General features: G+C 51.4%; 12 protein-coding genes. 7 read left to right on the plus strand and 5 right to left on the minus strand.

All coding sequences use genetic code 11. The features are described from left to right. The first annotated feature begins 141 nt into the window (after nucleotides 1–141). The 3 genes from ACP5SG_RS05010 to ACP5SG_RS05020 are packed head-to-tail and all read left to right on the plus strand — an operon-like array spanning nucleotide 142 to nucleotide 3,221. Complete coding sequence (locus ACP5SG_RS05010) at nucleotides 142–789, plus strand: tetratricopeptide repeat protein (protein ID WP_237888826.1); 648 nt, start codon at nucleotides 142–144, stop codon at nucleotides 787–789. A gap of 8 nt (nucleotides 790–797) precedes the next feature. After that, nucleotides 798–2,516, plus strand: a complete 1,719-nt coding sequence (locus tag ACP5SG_RS05015; RefSeq protein WP_237888825.1) for a DVU0298 family protein — start codon at nucleotides 798–800, stop codon at nucleotides 2,514–2,516. A gap of 57 nt (nucleotides 2,517–2,573) precedes the next feature. Further along, nucleotides 2,574–3,221: a YkgJ family cysteine cluster protein gene (locus tag ACP5SG_RS05020; RefSeq protein ID WP_237888824.1), complete on the plus strand. Its 648-nt coding sequence runs from the start codon at nucleotides 2,574–2,576 to the stop codon at nucleotides 3,219–3,221. Between the two features lie 29 nt (nucleotides 3,222–3,250). Here the strand turns inward: ACP5SG_RS05020 and ACP5SG_RS05025 are convergent, their stop codons facing one another. The 3 genes from ACP5SG_RS05025 to dsrA all read right to left on the minus strand — a co-directional run bounded on the left by ACP5SG_RS05025 (nucleotide 3,251) and on the right by dsrA (nucleotide 6,077). After that, nucleotides 3,251–3,496 carry a dissimilatory sulfite reductase D family protein gene (locus ACP5SG_RS05025; protein ID WP_237888823.1) on the minus strand — a complete coding sequence of 82 codons (246 nt, stop codon included), beginning with the start codon at nucleotides 3,494–3,496 and terminating at the stop codon, nucleotides 3,251–3,253. 19 nt (nucleotides 3,497–3,515) lie between these two features. After that, entirely contained in the window at nucleotides 3,516–4,640 is a 1,125-nt protein-coding gene (dsrB, locus tag ACP5SG_RS05030) for a dissimilatory-type sulfite reductase subunit beta (protein ID WP_428122561.1), read from the minus strand. A gap of 150 nt (nucleotides 4,641–4,790) precedes the next feature. Beyond that, nucleotides 4,791–6,077, minus strand: coding sequence for a dissimilatory-type sulfite reductase subunit alpha (gene dsrA, locus ACP5SG_RS05035; protein WP_424661537.1), 1,287 nt, complete (start codon nucleotides 6,075–6,077; stop codon nucleotides 4,791–4,793). Nucleotides 6,078–6,377: 300 nt separating this feature from the next. Here dsrA and ACP5SG_RS05040 point away from each other — a divergent pair, with 300 nt between their 5' ends. The 4 genes from ACP5SG_RS05040 to ACP5SG_RS05055 are packed head-to-tail and all read left to right on the plus strand — an operon-like array spanning nucleotide 6,378 to nucleotide 10,745. Continuing rightward, the gene (locus ACP5SG_RS05040) at nucleotides 6,378–7,244 is read left to right on the plus strand and encodes a PHP domain-containing protein (RefSeq protein WP_237888821.1); all 867 of its coding nucleotides are present in this window, start codon (nucleotides 6,378–6,380) and stop codon (nucleotides 7,242–7,244) included. Between the two features lie 16 nt (nucleotides 7,245–7,260). After that, nucleotides 7,261–8,871: a peptide-binding protein gene (locus ACP5SG_RS05045; RefSeq protein ID WP_428122550.1), complete on the plus strand. Its 1,611-nt coding sequence runs from the start codon at nucleotides 7,261–7,263 to the stop codon at nucleotides 8,869–8,871. A gap of 16 nt (nucleotides 8,872–8,887) precedes the next feature. Further along, a complete protein-coding gene (locus ACP5SG_RS05050; RefSeq protein WP_237888819.1) occupies nucleotides 8,888–9,883 on the plus strand; it encodes an ABC transporter permease in 996 nt (331 codons plus the stop codon). Continuing rightward, nucleotides 9,873–10,745, plus strand: a complete 873-nt coding sequence (locus tag ACP5SG_RS05055) for an ABC transporter permease (RefSeq protein ID WP_237889799.1) — start codon at nucleotides 9,873–9,875, stop codon at nucleotides 10,743–10,745. The genes ACP5SG_RS05050 and ACP5SG_RS05055 overlap by 11 nt, the downstream gene beginning before the upstream one ends. Here the strand turns inward: ACP5SG_RS05055 and tatC are convergent. Further along, nucleotides 10,742–11,494, minus strand: coding sequence for a twin-arginine translocase subunit TatC (gene tatC / locus ACP5SG_RS05060; RefSeq protein ID WP_424661535.1), 753 nt, complete (start codon nucleotides 11,492–11,494; stop codon nucleotides 10,742–10,744). The two genes, ACP5SG_RS05055 and tatC, sit on opposite strands and share 4 nt — an antisense overlap. Nucleotides 11,495–11,514: 20 nt before the next feature. Next, nucleotides 11,515–12,627, minus strand: a complete 1,113-nt coding sequence (locus ACP5SG_RS05065) for a M24 family metallopeptidase (protein ID WP_237888817.1) — start codon at nucleotides 12,625–12,627, stop codon at nucleotides 11,515–11,517. Nucleotides 12,628–12,705 lie beyond the last annotated feature (78 nt).

Below are 12,705 nucleotides of genomic sequence, written 5' to 3' on the forward strand. Positions count from 1 at the left end.
CCGGACCGCCGCAGAATATACAGGTGAGATGTTTTTTTTGCCGTTTCTCAATAGAATCGCCGCCCATATATTTGCCTTCCGATATATTTGGGTTAGATTATGGAACAAATTACAAGATAAAAATGCAATAAGGAGAGATGCATGGCAATGCCCCCTGTTTCATCCGGTGAGACACATGATATCATACAGACCCTTGAAGGGGAATTCGAAAAGAATCCAAGGTCGGTGATCGCCGCCCACAGGCTCGGCCTTAGCTATTGGCGTTCAGGCAGGTTCGAAGACGCTGTCAGGGCCTTCAGGCATGCGCTTGAGATAGATCCATTGTCCTTTGAGATAAGGGTCAACCTTGGTTCCCTGTATTTTCAGATGGGGGAATTTGATAAGGGGATAGAGGAAAACAAAAAGGCCCTAGAGGCGTACCCGATGTCTGCAGAGGCGTTGGCAAACATAGGTTCTGCATATATTCAGCTAAAAAATTGGGATGAAGCTGCGCATTATTTGACAAGGGCCCTGGAAATCAACTCTGATATGGTTACGGTCTGGACGAACCTTGTTACGGTCTATATCGAGAAAGATGAGCTGGACAAGGCGATAAGCGCCGGCAAGAAGGCCGTTAGTCTGGCCCCTTCTTTTGGCCTTGCACATAATAACCTTGCCGTAGCGTATTATAATAAAGGTGATTACAAGTCAGCCATGGGGCACCTCGAAGAGGCGTGCAGATACGGCTATCCTGTCCATCAGCAGTTTGTGGAGCTGGTCTCTGAGAAGGCCAGGACGCAACGAGGATAGGCTGCTTTATGGCAAATTTTGCAACTGGCGGTGCAACTGAGGCCAGATGCCCGCTATGTGACAGATTGATAGTCCGCCCCAAGACAAGGGAGCCCAGGAGGTTTGCGGATTTCGAATTCGGGGTCTGCCAATGTACAGCTGTCTATGTGCACGATATAACGGGTCATAATCTAGGCGCAGCCTTTATGGAGGCGCTCGGTTTTGCCTGTGGGGACGATTGGGATATGGCCTGGGGGCTTATGCCAGGGGAGGATTATGAAGACGCCCTGTTGGAGGGTTATGATATCGAGTCCAATCTAGTTGAGCCCACAGGGCGCACAAAAGAAGGGAAACGGGTCAAGGGGGTGTTGACTTTTATCCGCCTGAAGCCTGATCTTAGAGATGTCATCTCAAGGGGCAGGGGTTCCTTCGGTGCAATAGACGATCAAACCAGGGGTGTGCAAGAAAAAGGAGATCGTATTCATGGCGGATTTCAGACAGCCAGCGCAAGATACTCAAAAGGGGATGTTGACAACCTAGTGCGCGATGGGCGCATTGAAGAGCTATCGTTAGCCGCGGTCCACGATCCTCTTGTCATAAGAAAGGTGCAACGCCTTCTCTATGCCGCTGACATCCGTTTGAGATGGAATGCTGTTATGGCGCTTGGAGCTGTGATAGGACGCTTGGCAGACGATCGTCCTTCTGTCGCAGGCAATATGGTGCGCACGCTTTTGTACGCATGTAATGACTCTGCTGCTGCCAATTGGGGCGCGATAGAGACGTTGGGCGAGGTCATAAGGCTCAGGCCGGGCGTTTATGGTTCATTTATAAGGCACCTGCTCGGACTTCTGAATGACCCGCCGTCCAGACCTGCGATCTTTTGGGCCATGGGACGTATCGGCGGCCAGCACCCCAAGCTTGTAAGGTCCAACGCCTTTTTCTCGATCTTTAATTTTCTTGAAGATCCAGATCCAAACGTGCGCGGCCATGCTGCATGGGCGCTTGGTCGGATTAAGGCCGCAGAGGCTGCATCGGCCATTGAAAGGATGGTAATGGACGAGGAGACAGTCGATCTCTTTGACGGCGAGATGCTTATCAAGACCACAGTCGGTCGTATCGCAAGGGAGGCCTTGTCGAATATATATGGTATTAATGGGGGTGATAAATATATGGATGAAGACGCGGGTAAAATAAAAAACGGCGGCGATCCTGTCCGTTCGGACGAGGCTGTTGAGCTTTATAGGGAGGCTGCCGTGCTGATGGGCAGAGGGATGTCACTTGATGCCATTTTAAAGCTTGAAGAGGCATTGAAGAGATTCGAAGACCAAGGTAGACATGTTGAAATAGCAAATACATGTGAGAAGCTTGCTGATCTTCACGTACAGCGGGGAAACTTCAAGGCCGCCATACCCCTTTATCAGAGGGCCATGGCCATATGTGAAAAGGGAGGCGATGATATAGGCAAGGTCTTGCTTGCAGAGAAGATAATAGATATTTACAGGGCTGATAACGAACCGGATAAGGCCTTGCCCTATCTTTTCTTTGCCCTTGAATTGGTCGAATCGCTCGGCGACGCCTCCCGTGCCGCATTCTATCTAACAGGCATAGGCGATATATATCAGAGGCAGGGTGACATCCCAAGTGCAATTGATGCGTATAGGCTTGCGCACAAGATCTACAGCGAAATGGGATCAAAGGAGCGTGCATCTATACTTCAAAAGGGCCTTGAAAAGTTGATGGTCTCGTAAAAAACTATTATACGATGGCTAAGCAAAAATCGTCAAATGCAAGGCGCGCGATGATGAATGAACGGCGATAACATCAGGACATCATGTATCCGCTGCGGTCAGTGCTGTATAAAGGGCGGTCCGACCCTTCATCAAGAAGATGTCTGCCTTCTTAATGACGGTGTACTGCAACCAGGAGATCTTTTTACTATAAGGGCAGGTGAGCCAATACGTGATCCAGTTAAAGGTATTATAGTTCAGACTCCGATAGAATTGGTGAAGATAAAGGGTGTACCTGGCTCGTGGGCCTGCAAATTCTTCGATCCTGCGGCCAAGGCGTGCAATATCTATGAAAACCGTCCCCTGGAGTGTCGAGTCTTAAAGTGTTGGCATCCAGAGGATTCTATAAGATTATTTATGCACGATGTACTCTCAAGAAGTGCGGTCATACCAGAAGGATCGTTTCTTTATGAGGTCATATCTTCCTATGAGGCGAGATTCTCAGCAGCGGCATTCATTGAATTGTTTACCTCGACGATCCCGTTAGGGGGCAGTGCCGCCCTGTATAAGATCGATGAAAAAATAGACCTTGACAACACCTTCCGCAGGGAATTTATTGAGTTTTTCGGAATAGAGGCGACCGTCATGGATTTTTTCTTTGGAAGGCCTCTCAAGGATATCGCCGCACCTTTAATGAAAAAGACCCTTAAGGGCGGGTACCCTTAAGGGTCTTTGCGGCCTCTACAACCATTTTTCTACTCGAAGGCCTCTTCGGTTCCCTTGCCGAAGCCAGGCACTCCATACATTACGGTGCTCCCTGACGAGAAGAATTCAAGCTTTCCTTCTCTTACCAGTTCGTTTGCCGCGTTTTTTACCTCGCGGGGCGACGCCTCAGGCATCGCTGCATATAGGTCTTTTATATACATCTTTGACTTGAATGCAGCTTTTTTTGTGGCGTACTCTACGAGTTTCCGTTTGAGTTCTTCTTTATCTACTGCCATTTTAGTACCCCCCTTTTTATTAGAGGTTATCGGTATGCACACTCCACTTGAACTGTGTTGTTGTGTGGTATGTGGTGTATGCCAAACGATAATCATCAATTGATTTGTCTGTGAACGGGATATCGCATTTCTCAAAGAAGCGTTCCCAGCCGATCCTCTCAGCCCATTCACCCAGCCGTTCATATTTATTTGCATTGGCAGCGTAGACTTCAAGGATGTGTTTTACCGTCTTTACCGTAGTCGGCCAACGCGGCGGCTCATTGGGTATATATGGGATGATGAGTTTTGAGAATTTCGGGGCGGTGATACGGTTTGATATCTTGCCACCCACTAAAATTGCAATACCGTCGCCCTGGCCGTCTGCAAGCGGCATGGCAGGGCACATGGTGTAGCAGTTGCCGCAGAACATGCAGCGTTCTTCATTGACCCTGACGGTCTTTTTCTTCTCACCATTGACCTCCACCGTAACGGGCTTGATGGCACCGAGAGGGCAGGCTGCAACGGCAAGAGGTATCTCGCAGACGCCGGTGATGCGTTCGTCTTCAATAAGCGGCGGTTTGCGGTGGATACCTAGGATAGCGATATCGGAGCAGTGGACCGCGCCGCACATATTGAGACAGCAGGCAAGGGCGATCCTCACCTGGGCAGGGAGCTTGTGGCTGCCGAAGTAGTCGTAGAGCTCATCCATTACTGCTTTTACCACGCCCGATGCATCGATGGCCGGCGTATGGCAATGCACCCAGCCCTGGGTGTGCACGATGTTGGTCACGCACGCCCCTGTGCCGCCTATCGGGAACTTGTATGACCCGCCAGGGAATTTGCGACCCTTAAGGTCGTCTTTTAGGGCACGCAGCTTTTCTTCGGAGGTCACATGAAACTCGATATTGTTACGGGTGGTCCAGCGGACCGAACCGTCGCAATATTTGTCTGCTATATCGGCCACTTCTCTTATGAGATCGGTGGTGATCAGACGGGCGGATCCGCAACGTACGGCAAAACAGACATCCCCTGTCTCGCTTGTATATTTAATAACGCCGGGTTCTATTATCTCATGCACCTTCCATTTGCCGTAGTTCTTTTGGATAACCGGCGGCATGAACTGGAAATAGTGCGGCGGTCCTATGTCTGTGATACGGTTTTGCATCGGTTTTTTGGGGTCATAGAGCTTTCCCGCCAGTTCTTTATCGTAGGGCTTGGACACCGCCTCTGAGATATCAAACCCCGGATTGTCTCCATACAGTTCTTTTTGCTTCTCAAGATACTCATTCATACTATGTCTCGCCTCCTTATCAAATTATGCTGCATGTCTCTTACGGAATTCCGCAAGGTCGCGTTTCCATCCACCTTCGACCTCTTCTGCACTCCAGAAGACATACGGGTTGGAACGCGGCTCCTTGACCATCTGCGGTATGGCCTTGAGGCCTGTACGGCGCAGCAGTTCCTGTATGGACTGGCGCTGGATAAGTTCGCCTGAGCGCTCGCGGTTTTTGCCTTCCTCCATCCACCAATCCCATATCTTGCCTATAAAGTCTTTTAGTTCATCATAAGGGGCCTCCATTCTGATGAATGGTATGGCCAGGGTGGCAAGCTGGGCGCCTTCGAGGATAGGTGCCTTGGCGCCTAGAAGTATGGTGGCACCTGTATCGGTGCCTGGGCGGAGGGCAGCAGGCATAACGTTGATACAGTGCATACAGCGTGTGCATTCGCGGTTGTCTATCTTGAGCTTGTCGCCTTCCATCCACATGCAGTTTGTCGGGCAGCGATCAATGACCTCTTTCTGAATGTCGAATTTTCCCCAGTCTTTGTCGCTGTGTGCCCCGGCATTCGGTTTGAGCTCGCCGCCTATATAAGCCTTTACAGCCGCCTGGTCGATGCGGATGTCGTCTTTCCATGTCCCGATGATGGCGCAGTCAGACCTGGCAATGGCGGCCACGCAGTCATTGGCGCAACCAGAGATCTTGAACTTGTATTTGTAGGGGAAGGCCGGCCTGTGCAGTTCATCCTGATACGTCTGTGTCAGGTCATAACAGATGGCCTGTGTGTCTATACAGGAGTATTCGCAACGCGCTTTGCCTATACAGCAGGCAGGGGTGCGGAGGTTGGAGCCCGATCCGCCGAGGTCCACACTCATCTGATGGGTAAGATCGTAAAAGATGGGCTCGAGCTGATCTGTCTTGGTGCCAAGTAGGATCAGGTCTCCTGTTGAGCCGTGGAGGTTGGTCATGCCGCTTCCTCTGTGGTCCCACATCTCGCAGAGTTTTCTGAGATAAGCCGAGGAATAGAACTTGCTTGCAGGTTGATTGACGCGCAGGGTGTGAAAGTGGGCTATGGTTGGGAACATCTCTGGTACGTCTGAGTAACGCCCAATGACCCCGCCGCCGTAGCCGAACACGCCGACGATCCCGCCATGTTTCCAGTGGGTCTCTTTGTGTTTGTAAGATAGCTCGAGCTGTCCGAGGAGATCGAGACACTCCTGCTTGCCCTTTAGACCTTTTTGCTCAATGTCGTCGACAAAGCTCGGCCACCGGCCCTTTTTTAGCTCGTCGACCATCGGGGTGTCATGTTTCTTGACATCTGCCATTTAATTCTCCCTCCTTGATGGAATATAATATAACAAAAATTAACCTGCTTGATATCTCCTTAAAAACCTTGCGATTCAAAAAAAATGAATGATCATTCGGTAAAATACTTTTCTACATAGTTTATTCTTATAATATCTTTGTGCATTTTTTGTCAACCCTAAAAAGGCGGCTGCATGAAGATTTTTGTGGTATTTTAAAGAAGGTTGCATAGAAATTTTTTGACGATTTCAATACAACTTTTAGCCGAATGACTATTCAGTCTGATCATGACCATTTTGGATAAAGACATGGGGGAGAAAATGGATGCAATCGGATGCTGCGACCTTCATACACATACTACTGCGTCGGACGGTTCTGACAGGCCGGAAGACCTTATACGTCTTGCGGCTGCGGCCGGACTCAAGGCGGTGGCCATTACGGATCACGATACTGTTAGTGGACTTGATAGCGCCATAGAGGCCGGCCATAAGGCAGGGATCGAGGTCTTGCCGGGGGTTGAGCTCAGCGTCAATGCCAATATAGCTAAAGGCGATATGCATATGCTAGGCTATTATATCGATGCGGATTCAGCCTCCTTAAACGAGGTGCTTGAAAGGGTCCAGGCGGCAAGAGCGAAACGTAACCCACTTATCCTTGAGCGCCTTGCCCAAATGGGCAAACCTTTGTCACTGAAAGAGCTCGAGGATATGTCAGGAGGCGGTCAGATAGGAAGGCCGCATATCGCAAAGGCGATGGTCAGACATGGGTATGTAGGCTCGACAGGTGAGGCCTTTGCGAGATTTCTCAAAAAAGGTGCGTCTGCCTATGTACCTAAGTCCATACTGTCGCCCAAAGAGGCCGTGGACGCCATCCATGCGGCCGGTGGGCTTGCTGTGCTCGCCCATCCCATAAGTCTTGCATGCGAGGATGAAGCTGGGTTTGATGCGCTGGTAGGCCGTTTGGCGTCGAAAGGCCTGGACGGTATGGAGTGTTATTACAGCGAACATTCCTTGGATTTTACAAAGACATGCCTTGCAATCGCCTCCAAATACGGGCTTGTCGCTACAGGCGGGAGCGACTATCATGGGAGCGCTAAGCCCCAGATAGCCATAGGAAGAGGCAGGGGCGGGTTGTGTGTGCCGTACGATTGTGTGGAGGCGCTCAAGGCAAGACTTAAGAGATTGTAGCCATGGGGCGGTGGATATGAAACGCCTTTCAGGATTGCTGTTTCTTGCAGCCCTGTTCATTGTCGTCATGTGCCTGGATGCGTTGGCCGTGGACAAGTGTCCCTACTATGGGGATACCATAGTCGTCGGTTCCATAGGGGATGCCTCGACCCTTATCCCAATGCTTGCCTCAGATGCAACCTCACATGAGATAGCCGGTTTTGTCTATAACGGGCTTGTTAAATACGATAAAAACCTGAACCTTGTCGGCGATTTGGCCAAGTCGTGGGATATCTCGCATGATGGTCTCGTGATCACCTTCCACCTCAGAAAAGGCGTGAAGTGGCAGGACGGCGTTCCATTTACCGCCGATGACGTGATCTTCGGATTCAAGCTGATAACTGATCCCAAGACACCGACCCCATACGCAGGGGATTTCATGGAGGTGAAGTCCATTGAGGCGCCTGATCCCTATACCGTCCGTGTCACATATAAAGAACCGTTTGCGCCTGCCCTGAGCTCGTGGGGCGATATAGTGGTGCTGCCGAAACACCTCTTGGAGGGCAAAGACATCACGAAGAGCCCACTTGCGCGCAAGCCGGTTGGGACCGGTCCATTCATGCTCAAGGAATGGAGGACCCAAGAGAAGATAGTCCTTGAGGCGAATCCTGACTATTTTGAGGGCAGGCCGTGTTTGGACCGCTATCTCATGCGCATAATCCCTGATCCGGCCACCATGTTCCTCGAGCTCAAAAGCGGCGGGCTTGACTGGATGGGCCTCTCCCCGATTCAATATAAAAGACAGACAGAGACGGAATTTTTCAAAAATAATTTTAAAAAATACAAGTACCTGTCTTTTTCATATACATATCTTGGCTTTAATCTGAGGTCTCCGTTGTTTAAGGACAGGCGCGTGCGCCAGGCGATTGCATACGCCATAGACAAGGATGAACTGATCCGGGGGGTGCTTCTGGGCTATGGGGTTGCTGCAACCGGGCCTTACAAGCCGGACGCCTGGTTCTATAACCCGAATGTCAGGCGTTATCCTTACAACCCGGCAAAGGCCCGCAGGCTTTTGGCCGAGGCGGGGTGGAGGGATACAGATGGAGACGGGATACTTGACAAGGACGGCCGCCCGTTTTCCTTCACCGTCTTGACAAATCAGGGAAACGGCGTGCGCGAGGCCACTGCCCAAATCATTCAATATCGTCTTAGGCAGATAGGGATTGAGATGAAGATAAGGTCTGTCGAATGGACCGCCCTTATAAATGACTTTATAGACAAGCGCCGTTTCGAGGCGGTCATTCTTGGATGGACTACAGGGCAGGACCCTGACATCTATGATATATTTCATTCTTCAAAGACAGGACCGAAGGAGCTGAACTTTATCGGCTATAAAAACCCTGAGCTTGACACGTTGCTTGTGCAGGGCCGGCACACCTTTGACAGGGAAAAGCGGAAAGAGATATATGATCGGGTGCAGGAGATACTGGCAGACGATCAGCCGTATGTATTTTTGTACGTGCCGATGGCCCTCCCTGTTATCAGTAAGAGGTTCAAAGGGGTCGAGCCGTCGCCGTCGGGCATAAGTTACAATTTCATCAGGTGGTGGGTGCCGAAAAATGAGCAGATATACATGACCAGATAGCCATGAGGATGATGATATGGCAGTTGTGAAATACTTGATCAAGAGGTTGGCTGTGCTGGTCCCGACGTTTTTCGGGATAACGGTCATTTCGTTCATCGTCATGCACCTTGCCCCAGGAGAGCCTATAGGTGTACAGGCCGATCTCAACCCCAAGATGACCCCGGAGATGCGGGAGAGACTGAGGGTTCAGTACGGCCTCGATAAGCCCATATACGTCCAGTACTGGCGCTGGCTCAACGGACTCGCCCATCTCGATCTTGGGAGGTCGTTTGCGCCGGATCGGGCTCCTGTGTGGCAGAAGATAAAAGAAAGGCTGCCGGTGACGATACTTATAAACACCCTCTCCCTCGGACTCATCCTGCTTGTCGCCATCCCGCTTGGCGTGGCTTCGGCCGTGAGGCAGGGCGGGACCTTCGACAAAGTGACGACCGTCGTCATATTCTTGTTTTATGCAGCCCCGTCTTTCTGGGTGGCCCTGCTCATGATGTTGTGTTTCGGCGTGGAGTTGGGTTGGCTGCCGATCTCCGGCCTTCACAGCCTTATGGGTTATCAGGATATGACTATCCTTGAAAAGGTCGTCGACTGGTCGCGGCATCTCTTTCTGCCGGTGCTGGTCTCGGCCCTTGGCGGGCTCGCAGGTATCTCGCGTTACGTGCGTTCTTCCATGCTCGAGGTCCTGAGGCAGGACTACATCATGACGGCAAGGGCAAAAGGCCTGCCAGAAAGGACGGTCATCTATCGGCATGCCTTGAGAAATGCGCTGTTGCCCTTGATCACCATACTTGGGTTGTCGCTTCCGGGGCTTATCGGTGGAAGTGTCATCTTTGAGTCCATATTCGCCATTCCAGGCATAGGTCAGCTCATGTGGGCGAGCGTCATGTCCAGAGATTACCCGGTTCTAATGGGGAACCTCGTGATAGTCTCCATCCTTACGCTCATTGGGAATCTCCTTGCAGATATAGGCTATGGCCTTGCCGACCCGAGGATAAGGACCGGTGCGCATGGCGGATAGGGCTGCAAAAAGCAAGGCATCCAGCGTCAGGCGCGGTTTATGGGCCAGTTTTTTTAGAAATCCCCTTGCTGTGGCCGGTCTCCTGATCATTGGATGTCTTGCAGTCACAGCTGTCTTTTCCTCTGTCATATCTCCTTATGACCCCCAGGCCATAGACACCTGGCACATACTTGAGCCGCCTTCAAGGGCGCATCTTCTTGGTACGGATACCCTCGGGCGCGATTGTCTTTCGAGGTTGATCTATGGCGCCAGGATATCGCTTGTCGTCGGCATTGTGGCCGTAGGGCTTTCAACCCTCATCGGAGTGGCCCTTGGGGCGTTATCAGGTTATTATGGCGGGCTGATCGATGTAGTTATCATGCGCCTTGTGGATATAATGCTCTGTTTCCCGGCGATATTTCTAATAATGGCCGTGATAGCCTTTCTTGAGCCATCTATTTTCAATATAATGGCTGTAATAGGCTTGACCGGGTGGATGGGCGTCGCGCGTCTCGTGCGGGCGGAGTTCCTGTCGCTTAAAGAGCGCGATTTTGTACTTGCAGCCAGACTCTCCGGGGCATCAGATATGAGGATAGTCTTTTCGCACATACTCCCGAACGCCATAGCCCCGATACTTGTCTCGGCCACCCTTGGAATCGGTGGGGCTATCTTAACGGAGAGCGCGCTCAGTTTTCTCGGTATAGGGGTACAGCCGCCTACACCCAGTTGGGGCAACATGCTGGCGGAGGGCAAGGACAACCTTGATGTGGCCTGGTGGCTTTCGGTATTTCCAGGCCTTGCCATTTTAATCACGGTCCTTGGATTTAATCTCTTGGGCGAAGGGCTGAGGGATGCGCTGGACCCACGGATGAGGCGGGACTAACGCCCCCTTTTGCCTATGAGCCAGACAAGGACGATGCTTATCTCGTAGAGCAGCATGAGCGGGACGGCGAGCATAAATTGGTTCAATATATCTGGTGTCGGGGTGAGAACGGCCGCCAGGATGAAGTTTATGAGAATAGCATACTTGCGGTTTCTTTGGAGCATTTTTGCATCTATTATGCCGACAACCCCTAGGAGGGCTATAAAGACGGGCAGTTCAAAGGCGATCCCGAAGCCTATGAGCAGATGGATCGTAAGGCTGAAGTACTCGCTTACATTGGGCATGAGACGCAGGTACTTATTGCCGTAGCTTGCCAGAAACTTGAAGGCCGTCGGGAAGGCCACAAAGTAGCCGAACAGCCCCCCTCCAACAAAGAATGCGGTTGAGAGGAGGACGAATGGCAGAGCGAGGCGTTTTTCATGTTCATAGAGACCTGGGACCACGAATGCCCATATCTCATAGATAATAATCGGGCTTGCAAGGAAGACGCCGCACGTGATGGCGAGCTTTAGATATATAAAGAACGCTTCAGGGTATGAGGTGAATATAAGTGACGTTCCTGGCGGTAGCACTGCCTCGATCGGCCTCGCAAGCACGGCGAATATAGGTTCTATGAAGGCGTAAGACAGTGTTGAACATATAGCGACGGCGATAAGTGATACTACTATGCGGCGTCTCAGCTCGGCGAGATGCTCGGTAAGACTCAATTCTTTAAATGGATTGTGTCGCCCCTGGTCTTTGTCGGTCATGTGCGATCTAGCGTCTTGAATTAAAAGTCATAGAACCATTCGTCTCTGCTCAAGACCAGTCTGCCCCTCTCTTCTACATAGACCATGTTTTCAAGCCTGACCCCGCCTTGACCTGGAAGGTATATGCCCGGTTCGATGGTCACCACCATGCCAGGTTTTAAGGTCTTCTTGGCCCTCGGTGACAGGACCGGGGCCTCATGGACCGCAAGACCTATGCCGTGGCCGAGGGAATGGTTGAACATCTGGCCATAACCTGCTGCATTTATTATGTCGCGGGCCGTCTTGTCGACCGCGTTTGCCGCCATGCCCGCCCTGATCGTGTCTTGTGCCGCTATCTGGGCCTTTCTCACCATCTTGTATATCTCTTTAAAGGGCGGCCGTGGCTGTCCGATAAATATCGTCCGTGTCATGTCGGATGAATAACCGTCTAGCCTCGCCCCCATGTCTATAATAATGGGCTCGCCTTCGCGTATCGGTCTTTCTGCAGGGATTGCATGTGGAAGCGCCCCGTTCGGGCCGGAGGCCACGATCGGGGGGAATGACGGGCCGTCTGCACGCCTTGAAAGGCCTTCAACAATGCGCAAGGCGATTTCTTTTTCGGTCATGCCCGGGCGTATGGAGCTGGAAATCTCTTCAAATACATCTTCAGCCGCAGAGATCGCCGCCTTTATGAACCCAAGCTCTTCCGGCGATTTAACAGCCCGCATCGTCTCTATCCTGCCTTGAAGAGGTACAAAGTCGATTTGTGGGCAGGTCTTTTTTAAGGAGTCGAGGCCTGCACAGGTAATATATTCAGGTTCGTAGGCAACCCTCTTGACCTTGGTCCCGTCAGTCAACCTCTTAACGGCCTCTTTAAGGCCTTTTTGATATATAAACACCCGCCAGCCAGGGCAATCAAGCCCCGCCTGGGCCCCATAGCGGCCGTCGGTAAGCACTACGGCCTCAGCGGGCGTAATAAAGAGTGCACCCGACGATTCGTTTATTGCAGCGTCTTCCGCTGTAAATCCACTCAAATAACGGCGGTTTTCCGGGGATGTGACCAGGAAGGCGTCTAGTACCCGCGCCCTCAGGACCGCCCTGATCCTCATCAGACGTTTCAAAGGTGTCCTATAAATGGCTACTTGTTTTTCCATGCCTTCTCACCTCCATTGTCTCTTAAGAAGGCGAGGATAGCACATGGCCGGTGTGCGGGAAACAGTTTTTTTAGGCGG

It is taken from the genome of Dissulfurimicrobium sp., assembly GCF_049968175.1.
Taxonomy (GTDB): Bacteria; Desulfobacterota; Dissulfuribacteria; order Dissulfuribacterales; family Sh68; genus Dissulfurimicrobium; species Dissulfurimicrobium hydrothermale.

Bases quoted from the DNA above. Each gene is read 5' to 3' on its own strand.
- ACP5SG_RS05010 (WP_237888826.1), top strand. From the start codon at position 142: ATGGCAATGCCCCCTGTTTCATCCGGTGAGACACATGATATCATACAG.
- ACP5SG_RS05015 (WP_237888825.1), top strand. From the start codon at position 798: ATGGCAAATTTTGCAACTGGCGGTGCAACTGAGGCCAGATGCCCGCTA.
- ACP5SG_RS05020 (WP_237888824.1), top strand. From the start codon at position 2,574: ATGAACGGCGATAACATCAGGACATCATGTATCCGCTGCGGTCAGTGC.
- ACP5SG_RS05025 (WP_237888823.1), bottom strand. From the start codon at position 3,496: ATGGCAGTAGATAAAGAAGAACTCAAACGGAAACTCGTAGAGTACGCC.
- dsrB (WP_428122561.1), bottom strand. From the start codon at position 4,640: ATGCAAAACCGTATCACAGACATAGGACCGCCGCACTATTTCCAGTTC.
- dsrA (WP_424661537.1), bottom strand. From the start codon at position 6,077: ATGGCAGATGTCAAGAAACATGACACCCCGATGGTCGACGAGCTAAAA.
- ACP5SG_RS05040 (WP_237888821.1), top strand. From the start codon at position 6,378: ATGGATGCAATCGGATGCTGCGACCTTCATACACATACTACTGCGTCG.
- ACP5SG_RS05045 (WP_428122550.1), top strand. From the start codon at position 7,261: ATGAAACGCCTTTCAGGATTGCTGTTTCTTGCAGCCCTGTTCATTGTC.
- ACP5SG_RS05050 (WP_237888819.1), top strand. From the start codon at position 8,888: ATGGCAGTTGTGAAATACTTGATCAAGAGGTTGGCTGTGCTGGTCCCG.
- ACP5SG_RS05055 (WP_237889799.1), top strand. From the start codon at position 9,873: ATGGCGGATAGGGCTGCAAAAAGCAAGGCATCCAGCGTCAGGCGCGGT.
- tatC (WP_424661535.1), bottom strand. From the start codon at position 11,494: ATGACCGACAAAGACCAGGGGCGACACAATCCATTTAAAGAATTGAGT.
- ACP5SG_RS05065 (WP_237888817.1), bottom strand. From the start codon at position 12,627: ATGGAAAAACAAGTAGCCATTTATAGGACACCTTTGAAACGTCTGATG.